Raw genomic sequence first — 12,747 nt, 5'->3', positions numbered from 1 at the left:
AGTGCTTTATTATAATCTTCAACCGCTTGGTTATATTGATTTTTACTAATTGCCCCTAATGAAAATAGTTTTTCCATCTTTTCTTTATTAGCTTTCGCTAACTCAATTTCCGCACTATTTGAGTTAACAGTAACATTAGCACTATAAGTATTAATTTGTGGCGGTGCAGTATTAGTTGCTTTTAATTTAGCATAATTAAGTTTTGCTTCTTTTAATTTGAGCTCAAGCTCATTTCTCTTTTTTACAATATCGGTAACATCTATTTTAGCAATAATATCGCCAGCTTTAACATTTGTTCCTTCAGCAACTGTAACATTTCCTAGTAAGCCACTAACCTTTGACTTAACTTCCACTTTACTGCCGACAAGCTTAGCATCATTAATAGTAAGATAGTTGTTATTGTTAAAAATTCTTGTCATCAGCAAAAAACTTAACACAATAACAATAATAATGCCAATAAAAATTTTAATGAAATAAGTGTTTTTAATAGTACTAAGATTATATTCTATTTCTTCTTGCGACATTTACAAGAACTCCTTTGACATTTTTAGCGAGTTGCTAACCCATATAAAAATGTATTTGTGATCATTGTTGCTGTTTCTTCAAGAGTTCTATCTTGCATTAAGTCCTGCATTGACATAACAATAACTGCACTTAATAAACCATATGAAGCTTGAGTAGTTGAGCATTGTCTAAAGTCACCGTTTATTATTCCTTGCTTTAATACATCCTCTAATATCCCAAACTCATCTAGAACAATTTGACGATACTTTTTAACTTGTGCTTCATCAAAATCAGAATAACCATCCGGACTTAAGGCTCTAATTTCATGCATTAAAGCTCTCCACAAACCAATGTTTTCATCATAAAACTCTAAAAAAGCTCTAACCATACAATTAATTTTTTCTGTTGGTGTAATATCTTTTTCATAAATACTTTTTAATTTATTAGTAAACGGTTCATGTTTTTCTTTAACAATTGTATAAAAAAGTTGTTCTTTATTGACAAAATAATTATAAACTGTCCCTTTCCCCGTATCGGCCATTGCAATTATTTCGTCTACCGTTGTTTTATAAAACCCTTTTCTTGAGAAAATATTGTACGCAGCGTCTAAAATTTGTTGACGTTTGCTTTTAGATTCATTTTTATTTAATTCATCAAATGTATTCATTATAGCTACCCCTTAAATTAAGTGTTTCGTTTGACCAAATACTTCTTTATGTTGCGTAATTTTACTTTCACTGCCAACTACACAAAGATAGTTTTCTTGCATCGCTGCCTCAATCAATTCAGCTAACCCTTTAATAGTATCTTGATTTGTTTGTAAAATTTCCGCTCGCTCTTGCTGAATTTTTATATCATTAACATTACTGATATAACATTCTGTAGCCAGTGCACCTTTCATTTGTGGCGTAAGCGGCGAATCCACACCACTTATAGTACCAATAATATATTTAGTCATTTCTCGTTCTGAAACAGCAAAATTACGTAAATAATTGGCCGTTTCATTATAAACATCAATCGTTTCAGTTAAGTTAGGATCACGATAAGAACCAAATACCATATTACCATTAGTTCTAAAGTGAGTAAAGGCGCCATAAGCACCACCTTGAACTCTAATTTTATTCCAGAAATAATCATAGCGCAAAATTGTTTCCAACACTTTTAAACTACCAGTATAATGATAGCCTAATTTCATAAAGTTTGCGCCCTTTGCGACATATTGCACTTTTCCTGAAGTCATCAAGCCTTCATTTAGTTTTACTAATGAGAAAGTATACTTTTGCTGTTCAAATGGCTGATTATTCAATGATTTTACTAAATTCTTATAATGCACAACAAACTCGTTATACTCAGCTTCTGTCAAAGTAATACTTGTTAACAAGTTATTTTTATTAAAAATATATTCTTTGACTTCTACAAACCGCTCTTGCAAAATATTAAACTCATCATCAAAATTCTTACTAAAATTGTTGATAAATTCATAAAAGCTCAAACTTCCTAGCTCATTATATTTAGCAGAGTCAGAAAAATAAGCTGTAACCCTACTGGCAGCAACTTGCTGAGCATTTCTAATTAAAGACATTTCCATTGAAGCTTTTATCTGATCAACTAATTCTTTTATTCTCTTTTTATTAACAAATAAACTATTATGCATTATTTCTGTTAATAAATTTGTCAAACTAGGAATTTTTTCAATTAAAGCTTTTGCTTTAATCTTAAACTTAGGATAATATTCACTATAGTTTTCATCTTTGCTATAAGCATATAAATCAAATCCAATACCACCAGTATTAATATTGATTTCATTTGCCAAATCAGCATATTTATAATTAACAGTATCAACTTTACCTAATAGTTCTGAGAACAAATAAGTATAATGAATTAAATTTTCCGGTAAAACCCCGGCATCAAAATATAATGATAAATACGCAATTTTATTAGTATTTAAATTATGTAATAAAACTTTAGTCTCTGCTTCATTTTTCTCTTGAAAAACAAGCTTTTCTGAATCCTTATTAATATCAGAAATTTCTAATAAAGGAATACTAGCCAAACTTTCCGGTGTATCAGGCTGTTCTTGGCGTTCTTTAAGCTGCGCAGTTTGCAAAATCAACTTATCTATTTGTTCTACACTTAAATCTTTTTTCACAGCTTCTAATTGTGCTTTTATTTCAGCTTCTTTTTCCTCAGCTAAGCCTTTCTTTGGTTCCAATATCACTAATGTTTTATGAGAATTATTTAATATCTTATTTTTAATTAAATTCTCAAAATAATTATTATCTTTCTCATTTTTAATTGTATTTAGAATAGTTTCATATTCTAAATACATAAATGGATCTTGGTCATACAACCAACTGGTCATACACTTTATATTATAAATTAGACCTTTCGGGCTATGTCCAAAGTCAGCTTCTCTTAATTTAAATTCCAATAATGAGATTGAAGCTTCGATCAACTTTTTATCAATACCATTTTCCACCAATTCATTTAAGGTTTCAGTTATAACCTTAATAAAATCAGCTTTTTTCTCTTTATTTGAGCCATTTAAAATGATACTAAAGGTAGGTTGTAAGATGTCATTATTAAACATACTCAAAACATCTTTACCTAATTGAGCATCAACCAATGCCTTTTTTAGTGGAGCAGCTTGTGTTTTTAACAACAAATGCTCTAATATTTGGAAAGCAAGCATTTCTTCTGCTTCTTTAATATCACCCACAATATAGTTTAAACTTAAAAATGTCTTATCATGCAATTCCTCATTTGTTGATACAGGATAATAGTCAATTTTTTCAACACATTCAGTAAACAATTCTTGCTTATCAATAGCGGAATTAACGCTTAAAGCTGTAAAATTACTTAAATACTCTGTGTTAAGAAATTGTAGTTTTTCTAAAATATCCATTTTACCATACAAATAAATATAACTATTGGAAGGATGATAATATTTAGCGTGAAATTCTAAAAATTGTTCATTAGTCAAATCTATAATTTCATCAGGATCTCCTCCTGATTCAAAGCCATAAGTAGAATTAGGAAATAATGATGAGAAAATTTTACTGTCTAAAATTGATTCTGGCGAAGAAAACACGCCTTTCATTTCATTATAAACAACACCTTTATAAGTTAACTCATCAGCCTTGTCTTCTATTTCATAATGCCAGCCTTCTTGCATTAATATCTCTGGATACTTGTATATATTAGGAAAAAAAACTGCATCTAAATAAACATCCATAAGATTTTGAAAATCTTTATCATTTCTACTAGCTACCGGATACATAGTCTTATCAGGAAAAGTCATCGCATTTAAAAAAGTATTCAATGAACCTTTTACTAATTCTACAAACGGTTCCTTTAGATTGAATTTTCTCGAGCCACATAGCACTGAGTGCTCTACAATATGCGCAACCCCCGTATTATCTGCCGGTGGTGTTCTAAAAGAAATAGAAAAAACCTTATTATCATCTTCGTTTTCCAAAAACAACAATCTTGCTCCAGTAATTTCATGTTGAAACAAAAATGCTTCTGTCGCAATTTCTTTTATTTTTTTTATTTCCTTTAATTTAAAACCATGATAAATGTTATTTACTAACAAATTAGTCATCTAATATCCCCCAATCATTTATTGCCACGATAACTTTGTAATTAAAAAACCAATACTAAACAGCACTATTATAAATTTAATTAAAACTCCCATAATTTGTCCTTTAACAATCGCTTTAGCAATAATTTTAGCACTTTCAATATTTTTACTTTCATTATATTCAAAGTAAAAGGCTGTTAAAAAACCACTTAAAATAGCCCCAATAATTGAACCTATTCCTATTAATACTATCGAACCTAAAACGCCACCAATAATCATTGCAATGCCAGTAAAAATGACAGTCTTAGTTGAAGCACCCTTCGCTTTAGCTAAAACCGGTCCATTAATAAATTCAATTACTTCACCTATTATTAACAAGACTACTACTATTAAAATATCATAATAAGTTAAATGAATAAAATTATCATACAAACCATATAGTAACATGCTAATTAACAGCAAAATGTTGCCCGGTAAACTTATTATTGTTAGTAAACTACTTATTAACAATAATATTATAAAAATTATGTTTGCAATTATTAAAAATCCATCCATAGATACTCCTAATTATACTAATATTATATAAAATTATGATTTTTCCTGTTATTTTTATTATTTTTATAATAATTATTTAGTTGTAATATTTTTAAATGATTTACCATGTAAATAATGATATGCAAGTATCATTGCAATAACAATGATACTTAAAAGCTTATACATTCCACTAAAGCCGATATAAGGTATTAATAATCCAATAAAATAAGGTCCTATTCCTACGCCAAAATCTAACGCAAAGAAAAAAGTAGCGGTGGCTAAACCAATTTTATGTCGTGGTGCTTTCTTAGTGGCAATAACTTGCGAGCTAGACATAACAGTACCAAATCCTAAACCAATTAAAGCTCCGGCCGTAAGAAATAAATAGTCATTATAACCTTCACTTAATAAAAACAAACTAATACCATAAACAAACAATGCTGGATACATTATAAAATTATCGCCTTTTAAATCTAACAATCGTCCGGTAAAAGGTCTTGAAATAATGATAAATACAGCATAAATTAAAAAGAAAAATTTCGCTGCTAAAGCTAAATTCAAACTTAAAGCATAAGAATTAATAAACGTAAGAATACCAGAAAAAGCAATTCCCATCACAAACATAATCAAGGAAATTGGCAAGGCTTTTTCTTCAAAAAAATCTTGCCAATGTAAATTTTTAAAGGAATTTCTTTGCTCTATATTCAGTTCAACATTTTTTATCTGTGCTAAATAAAGACATATGATACTGATCATTGCTAAAATATTGCAAGCTAAAAAAATCATTTCAAAACCACAATATTGCATTAATACAATTCCCAATAGTGGTCCTATCGCAGTCGCTAATGTCGAACTAAGCGAAAAATAACCAATTCCTTCACCGCGTTTAGCCAAAGGAATATTATCAATAATAATAGTCTGAATAGCTGTATTAGCAGCCCCAAATGCTCCCCCATGAATAAACCTTACTAAAAATAAGAACTGCAAATTATCTACTTTCCAATATAAAAAACTTAATAAAAAGAAAAGAAATAAACTTCCATATACTACTTTTTTTCTGCCAATTAGTTCAATGTATCTGCCAACTAACAGTCTAAATCCTAATGCCCCTACGACAAAGACTCCACTAGCTAATCCAGCTTGACTTTGATTAGCTTGAAATTCCTGTACTGAAAACAACGCCATCGTTGTCATCAACAGATAAAATACCATGGCGACAAAAAAACTGGCTAATGATATAACGACAAAGTTTCTTGTCCATAATCTTTCTTGTTCCAATTACCCACCCCATATTATAGATACTAAAACCATTAGCAATATCATATCGATATTGCTAATGGTTTTAAAACTCTATTCCTCTTTGCGCTTTTATTCCATTTTTATAATGATGCTTTAATTCTTTCATCTCCGTTACCATATCCGCTCTAGAAATTATTTCCTCTTTAGCATCACGACCTGTTAATACTAAATGCAATGATGAATCTTTCTCATCCAGTAACTTCAACACTGAATTTAGCTCTAACAAATCATATTTTAGGGCATAATTAATCTCATCTAAAATAATCATATCCCATTTTTTTGATTTTACTTCTTTCTCAGCTGTTGTTAATGCTTCTATCGCAACAAATTTATGTTTTTCTTTTTCCTCAAGGTTTTTATTAGTAAACCCTTCCCCTAATGGCATAATGACAATATTATCATCCATTTTACTAATTGCCGCTAACTCTCCATACTTCCAGCTACCTTTAATAAATTGCAAGATCAAAACCTTAAGACCTTGCCCCCATGCTCTGATTGCTAAGCCTAATGCCGCAGTCGTTTTTCCTTTTCCGTTGCCAGTATTAACAATAATTAATCCTTTTTGCAAAGTTTCGCCCCCTATGCATATTATATAATTATAATACTATATAAAAAAATAATAAACCCGCATTATTTAGAATACAGGTTTATTATTAGGCTTATTTCTTTAATATTCTATTAGCAGCGTCAATTAGCTTATCTCTTCTACATTTAGCTTTATAAAAATAATTATAAATATTATCACGATCATTATTTTTAATATCAGTGATAACACCAGTAATTTCAGTTTGCAGTTTTTCTAATTCGATAATGATATTATCAGCATTGGAGATACAAATATCTGCCCACATATCAGAGTTAGAAGAAGCAATTCTCGTCGTATCTTTAAAGCCCCCACCAGCTAATTTAAGCTTATTATCAACATCGGTTTCTGCGCTACCTAAGATATTGACCAACCCTGCTGCGACAACATGAGGAACGTGACTAATAACAGCCGCCACAGCATCATGTTCTTCAATACCCATCGTTGTAATATTCGCACCTGTTACTTTCAATAATTCATTTACAAGCTTTACCGATTTTTCCTTTTTAGCTGTTTGTGGAATTAAAATATAGCCTTTATTTCTAAACAACTCCGCATTGGCTGCTTTAATCCCGCTTTGCTCGCTACCGGTCATCGGATGTCCAGCAACATAATCAATATCATGTGGTAATATTTGTTTTAGTTTTGACCAAATAAAGCCTTTAGTACTACCAACATCAGTTAATATTGCATCGGGCTTTAAGTATGGTAAAATCTTTTCAACCATTGGAACTATTTGCAAAACTGGTGTACATAAAAACACAATATCAGCTTTTTTAATATTTTCATCTATTAAATTACTAGCATAATCCACAAAATTATTTTCAACAGCAAAGTTTGTTGTAACGATAGCTTTATCTATTCCTATAATATAAACATCATTTTGTAAATGCTTTTTTATTGCTAAGCCTAGTGAAGCACCGATTAGACCTAAGCCAATTATGCAAATGTTCAGTTTACTCATTTTATCTTCTTACCTACTAAATTAGCATATACTGAAATTTCATCCATTAATGTTTGGAAATCACCAGGATTCAAAGACTGTTTCCCATCACATAACGCAATTTCAGGCTTTGGATGAACTTCAATCATTAAACCATCAGCACCAGCTGCAATCGCTGCTCTAGACATTGGTAAAACCATACTACGACGGCCTGTACCATGACTCGGGTCAACGATAACCGGCAAATGCGATAATTCTTTAATAGCTGCTACAGCGCCAAGATCTAACGTGTTTCTAGTGTAAGTTTCATATGTTCTAATACCACGCTCACATAACATTACATCATAATTACCTTCACTCATAATATACTCTGCCGCATTCAACCATTCCGAAATTGTTGCAGAAATACCTCGTTTTAATAAGACTGGTTTTTTTGCTTTACCGACAGTTTTTAACAGTTCAAAATTTTGCATATTACGGGCACCAACTTGTAGCACATCAGCATATTCACAGTGTAAATCTATTGCATTTACATCCACAATTTCCGTAACAATTTTCAAACCATGTTTTTGACCAGCTTCAGCTAACATTTTTAAGCCTTGTTCAGCTAAACCTTGGAAATCATATGGTGAAGTACGAGGTTTAAAAGCTCCGCCTCTTAAAAACTGAGCCCCGGCAGCTTTAACAGCTGCAGCGGCTTCGAATAGTTGATCGCGACTTTCGACAGCACATGGTCCTGCCATTACCGTTAAGTTATCGCCACCAACCATAACTCCACCAATATTTAAGATTGAATCTTCATTTTTAAATTCACGACTCACTAATTTATAACTTTCAGTTACGCTAACTGATTTTTCCACACCTGGCAATACCTCGATTTGCATTTGAGAAATAACCTTTTTATCGCCAATAACACCAATAATAGTGCGTGATTGTCCCGCTGATAAATGAACATGTAACCCACGTTCTTCAATTTTAGCAATTACATTATCTATTTCTTGTTGTGACGCTTTTGGACTCATTACAATAATCATCTTTATTCCTCCTAAAATTTAAAATTAGATACAAAAAAGCTCGCCCCTAATCAGGGACGAGCAATATATACCCGTGGTACCACCCTGCTTGCCAGAAGCAAGCCACTCTCTTCAAGTACTTAAATACTCTAGCCTATGATAACGGTGGCACTCCGACAAAACCTACTTAGTAAACTGTTCAGTTCGTTGCTCCCAAGTGTATTTCAATTAGTTATTTTACTGAGTTCCAGCACCCTCAGCTCTCTGAAAAAACGCACTAACTTACTTTTCTTGTTCCTAGCATTTGTTAATATATTAATAATTATTATAGATATATAAAAATCATTTGTCAATATTTTTTTAAATTTCTCTTTCCATGGCAATTTCATCGCAATTAGGAAACTTCGGACAATTAATACAATCCTTCCAAACTTTATGAGGTAATTTATCTTTATTAATCTCATAAAAGCCTAACTTACCAAAAAACTCTGGCTGATATGTTAATGTAAATAAATTTTTAACACCTAATTGTCGTCCTTCTTCAATAAGCATTTCAACAATTTTCCTACCAACACCTTGTTTTTTCATAGTTGGTGCAATCGCCATCGTTCTTATTTCTGCAAGTTTATCCCAAGATAAATGAAGTGCCCCAACGCCAACAACTTCATCATCTTTTTCTGCAACAATCATATCGCGTAAAGATTCATATAACATATTACGTGAACGAGCAAGCATTAAACCTTCTTCGGCATAACGATTAACTAACTGAAAAATCGCCTCAACATCGTCAAATGTCGCTTTTCTAAACAACATAACTCATCCATCCTTTTATTTTACTTTCCGCTACTTGGACAAAGCTCCGCTAACTTACAACTATGACAAAGTGGCTTACGAGCTTTACAAATCAAGCGACCATGCCAAATCAACCAATGATGTGCGGCTGACCACTTATCTTGCGGGATAGCTTTCATTAACTTTTTTTCGACCTCAAGTGGCGTAAGACCTTGCGCTAATCTTAACCGATTAGAAACACGAAACACATGTGTATCCACCGCAATTGCCGGTATATCAAACAAAATACTTCTCACTACATTAGCTGTTTTTCTGCCAACCCCTGGTAATTTAATTAGTTCATCAAAATCACTAGGGACAACTGAATTATATTGACTGCTTAAAATTTTACAAGTTTCATGAATATTTTTAGCCTTGCTTTTGTATAGACCGCAATCTTTAATTTGTTCTTCTAATTCACTAACAGTAAGCTGTAACATTTTTTCTGGAGTATTATACCGCGGAAACATCCGTCCCGTTGTAATATTAACTCTAACATCAGTACATTGTGCTGATAAAATTACCGCAATTAACAATTCAAATTCCGAATTATACTTTAAAGCAGGTTTTGAATCTATATATATATCTTCTAATATTTGTAGCATCTCATGCTTTATTTTTTTTGTAACATACACAAAATCACCTATTAATTAGTCAAACTACGAACCGGAGCAGGGATTCGTCCACCTCTAGCAATAAATGCATCTGAGCTAAAATTATTAACTTTTAAAATCGGACTATAACCTAATAGCCCACCAAACTCAACATTATCGCCAACTTTTTTCCCCGGTACTGGAATTATTCTAACAGCAGTAGTTTTATTATTAATCATCCCGATAGCTGCTTCATCCGCAATAATACCGGAAATCGTAGAAGCAGTAGTATCACCAGGCACTGCAATCATATCAAGACCAACCGAGCACACACAAGTCATTGCCTCTAATTTTTCAATAGATAAACTGCCACACTCAATCGCCGCAATCATACCAGCGTCTTCACTAACCGGAATAAATGCACCGCTTAGTCCTCCAACATGAGATGAAGCCATTAAACCACCTTTTTTAACAGCATCGTTTAATAGTGCTAACGCCGCCGTCGTACCTGGAGCACCACAACTTTCTAAGCCCATTTCTTCTAAAATATGTGCCACACTATCACCAATTGCTGGTGTCGGTGCTAAGGATAAATCAATGATCCCAAATGGAATGCCCAAACGCTTAGAAGCTTCTTGCGCTACCAATTGACCAACTCTTGTAATTTTAAAAGCGGTTTTCTTGATAACTTCAGCCACTTGACTAAAATCAGCGCCACGATAATCTTCTAATGCTTTTTTTACAACGCCGGGACCACTTACCCCAACATTAATTACTTTATCAGGTTCACCAACCCCATGAAAAGCACCCGCCATAAATGGATTATCACTAGGAGCATTGACAAACACAACTAATTTAGCACAACCAATTGCTTCACGATCACGCGTAAGCTCAGCCGCACGTTTAATAATTTCGCCCATTTCTCTAACACAATCCATATTAATACCAGCTTTAGTTGAACCTAAATTAACAGAAGAACAAACTCTATCAGTAGTTGCTAAAGCTTGCGGAATGGAATTTATTAAAATTCTATCACCATTAGTATAGCCTTTTTCTACCAGCGCCGAAAAGCCACCAATAAAATTAACGCCAACCTCTTTCGCCGCGGCATCTAACGCCTCAGCAACCGGCACATAACTATCTGTTTTACAACTTTCAGCAGCAATTGCAATCGGCGTTACAGAAATCCTTTTATTAATGATTGGAATACCATATTCCGCTTCAATATCTTCACCAGTTCGCACTAAAAATTCAGCGGAACTAGTAATTTTATCATAAACATTTTGACAAAATTGCTTAATGTTAGGATGTGCACAATCTCTTAAACTAATCCCCATTGTAATAGTTCTAACATCAAGCTTATTCTCGGTAATCATTCTATTAGTTTCTAATATATTTTTAATAGTTAACAAAGTAAAGTCCCCTATTCTTTTCTAAATTTTATGCATAATATCGAAAATATCTTCATGCTGAACCTTAATATCAAGTGCTATTTCTTCGCCTTTTTCTTTTAAGATTTGTTGTAAGTCCTTAATACTCATTTTGCTGTCTTTCATATCGGCAATCATAATCATATTAAAAAAACCTTCTAAAATATTTTGGTTGATATTTAAAATATTAACTTTATTATCAGCTAAAATATTGCTAACCATTGCAATAATCCCTACACGATCTTTTCCAACTATTGTTACTACTATTTTCATTTTAACTGCCCCTTTTAATTTAATTTTACTGAAGTTTTCGCAGGCTCATCCACAAACTCAATACATTCTAAAGTATCACGAAGTTGTGTTTTAATATTATCAATATATAATTTGCGTAATTTCGCTTGCTCTTTTAACTCAATTTCCGAAAGACCAAATTCACGTTTTTTACGTGCTAATTCATTTATTCTTTCAATAGTTTCTTTAGTAATCACTGTAAAAACTCCTCTTAAAGCTCAAATTTAAAAGCAAAGACCGAACAACAAACTAAATCTGTTCTTCAGTCTCTGAAAATTTATTATGTTTCCATTTAATAATAATTTACTTACCAATAAAATTCAAGAATTACTTGAAAAATAGCCAATAATATTTTTTATGACAAGTCGACTTTATCGAGAAAAATATCATTCTAATGAAAAAAACAGTATTTTCAAGTCTTAAAGTGCTAATTTTTCCAAACTGATAACATATATCTTTTTCATAACAACCAACCCACCAACTATAAAACCTTAACATCGGCAGAATATTAATTGAGTTTAATTTATAATTAAATATCTATTCCTTATTATTTTGTAATTTTACTAAAGTCTCTAACGCTATCAAGAATTCTTTAATTTCAGCACATTTTTCATTTTCTTTTTTTATTTTTACATGTTGTATATTCCATAAACCAGATTTTTTAATTTTTTCATTATTAGAATATGTCCCAAGCCAATTTATGTTAATATTTTCCATATTTTCAGAAAGTAATCTTATCGATTTTTTTTCAATATCTTTTCTCAATTTACACTTATCTTCAAATAATAAAACCGCTAAAGGTAAACTATTAATATAGTCACTAATCATTTTTTCTAAAACTTCATCTCGCACTTGATTTTCGTCAAAATTTTCTTTCTTTATAATGGCATTACCTACATGTCTTCTAAAAACTGAAACCCTACGATTTCCACCACCATTAATAAAACCTTTATGTTGTCTCAATCTTCCTTTTAAATTACTTTTAACCCCAGCTGATAAACCGTGACTTCCAACTCTAATAATTCTATTATAACCATTATTGATTTTTTCAGCAGGATCAAAAAAGAAATAAACACCCTTGGAATATTTTTGCTCCGACTTTAAAAATTCATCTATAGACTCAAATTTTTCAAGTTTGTTTAT

The 12,747-nt window shown here is 31.7% G+C and carries 14 protein-coding genes and 1 other annotated feature; all 14 genes read right to left on the bottom strand.

The features are described from left to right. The coding region (locus tag KBI38_06750; GenBank protein MBP8629755.1) for a biotin/lipoyl-binding protein at positions 1-524 on the bottom strand (524 nt) is incomplete at its 3' end. Between the two features lie 23 nt (positions 525-547). Beyond that, entirely contained in the window at positions 548-1,171 is a 624-nt protein-coding gene (locus tag KBI38_06745; GenBank protein MBP8629754.1) for a TetR/AcrR family transcriptional regulator, read from the bottom strand. A gap of 12 nt (positions 1,172-1,183) precedes the next feature. Continuing rightward, a complete protein-coding gene (locus tag KBI38_06740) occupies positions 1,184-4,108 on the bottom strand; it encodes an insulinase family protein (protein MBP8629753.1) in 2,925 nt (974 codons plus the stop codon). 18 nt (positions 4,109-4,126) lie between these two features. Continuing rightward, on the bottom strand, positions 4,127-4,642 hold the full coding sequence (locus KBI38_06735) for a DUF456 domain-containing protein (GenBank protein MBP8629752.1): 516 nt from the start codon (positions 4,640-4,642) through the stop codon (positions 4,127-4,129). Between the two features lie 72 nt (positions 4,643-4,714). Continuing rightward, positions 4,715-5,899 carry an MFS transporter gene (locus tag KBI38_06730; GenBank protein ID MBP8629751.1) on the bottom strand — a complete coding sequence of 395 codons (1,185 nt, stop codon included), beginning with the start codon at positions 5,897-5,899 and terminating at the stop codon, positions 4,715-4,717. 64 nt (positions 5,900-5,963) lie between these two features. Then, positions 5,964-6,488, bottom strand: coding sequence for a cob(I)yrinic acid a,c-diamide adenosyltransferase (gene cobO, locus KBI38_06725; GenBank protein ID MBP8629750.1), 525 nt, complete (start codon positions 6,486-6,488; stop codon positions 5,964-5,966). A gap of 91 nt (positions 6,489-6,579) precedes the next feature. Beyond that, on the bottom strand, positions 6,580-7,467 hold the full coding sequence (locus tag KBI38_06720; protein MBP8629749.1) for a prephenate dehydrogenase/arogenate dehydrogenase family protein: 888 nt from the start codon (positions 7,465-7,467) through the stop codon (positions 6,580-6,582). Continuing rightward, on the bottom strand, positions 7,464-8,480 hold the full coding sequence (gene aroF / locus KBI38_06715; protein ID MBP8629748.1) for a 3-deoxy-7-phosphoheptulonate synthase: 1,017 nt from the start codon (positions 8,478-8,480) through the stop codon (positions 7,464-7,466). Before aroF ends, KBI38_06720 begins: the two co-directional genes overlap by 4 nt. 49 nt (positions 8,481-8,529) lie before the next feature. Continuing rightward, positions 8,530-8,767, bottom strand: a binding site (T-box leader). A 52-nt stretch (positions 8,768-8,819) separates the two neighbouring features. Continuing rightward, the gene (locus KBI38_06710) at positions 8,820-9,272 is read right to left on the bottom strand and encodes an N-acetyltransferase (GenBank protein MBP8629747.1); all 453 of its coding nucleotides are present in this window, start codon (positions 9,270-9,272) and stop codon (positions 8,820-8,822) included. 20 nt (positions 9,273-9,292) lie between these two features. Further along, positions 9,293-9,925, bottom strand: coding sequence for an endonuclease III (gene nth / locus KBI38_06705; protein MBP8629746.1), 633 nt, complete (start codon positions 9,923-9,925; stop codon positions 9,293-9,295). A gap of 11 nt (positions 9,926-9,936) precedes the next feature. Then, positions 9,937-11,295 carry a PFL family protein gene (locus tag KBI38_06700; protein MBP8629745.1) on the bottom strand — a complete coding sequence of 453 codons (1,359 nt, stop codon included), beginning with the start codon at positions 11,293-11,295 and terminating at the stop codon, positions 9,937-9,939. A 21-nt stretch (positions 11,296-11,316) separates the two neighbouring features. Then, positions 11,317-11,586 (bottom strand): ACT domain-containing protein, encoded by a 270-nt coding sequence (locus tag KBI38_06695; GenBank protein MBP8629744.1) that lies wholly within the window; start codon positions 11,584-11,586, stop codon positions 11,317-11,319. A 14-nt stretch (positions 11,587-11,600) separates the two neighbouring features. Then, the gene (locus KBI38_06690) at positions 11,601-11,801 is read right to left on the bottom strand and encodes a DUF896 domain-containing protein (GenBank protein MBP8629743.1); all 201 of its coding nucleotides are present in this window, start codon (positions 11,799-11,801) and stop codon (positions 11,601-11,603) included. 340 nt (positions 11,802-12,141) lie between these two features. Continuing rightward, on the bottom strand, positions 12,142-12,747 hold a 606-nt coding region (locus tag KBI38_06685; GenBank protein MBP8629742.1), incomplete at its 5' end, for a hypothetical protein.

The organism is Negativicutes bacterium, from assembly GCA_018052945.1.
Classification (GTDB): Bacteria; Bacillota; Negativicutes; order JAGPMH01; family JAGPMH01; genus JAGPMH01.
This window is presented reverse-complemented; position numbering and strand designations above follow the sequence as displayed.

Bases quoted from the DNA above. Each gene is read 5' to 3' on its own strand.
- KBI38_06745 (MBP8629754.1), bottom strand. From the start codon at position 1,171: ATGAATACATTTGATGAATTAAATAAAAATGAATCTAAAAGCAAACGT.
- KBI38_06740 (MBP8629753.1), bottom strand. From the start codon at position 4,108: ATGACTAATTTGTTAGTAAATAACATTTATCATGGTTTTAAATTAAAG.
- KBI38_06735 (MBP8629752.1), bottom strand. From the start codon at position 4,642: ATGGATGGATTTTTAATAATTGCAAACATAATTTTTATAATATTATTG.
- KBI38_06720 (MBP8629749.1), bottom strand. From the start codon at position 7,467: ATGAGTAAACTGAACATTTGCATAATTGGCTTAGGTCTAATCGGTGCT.
- aroF (MBP8629748.1), bottom strand. From the start codon at position 8,480: ATGATTATTGTAATGAGTCCAAAAGCGTCACAACAAGAAATAGATAAT.
- KBI38_06710 (MBP8629747.1), bottom strand. From the start codon at position 9,272: ATGTTGTTTAGAAAAGCGACATTTGACGATGTTGAGGCGATTTTTCAG.
- KBI38_06695 (MBP8629744.1), bottom strand. From the start codon at position 11,586: ATGAAAATAGTAGTAACAATAGTTGGAAAAGATCGTGTAGGGATTATT.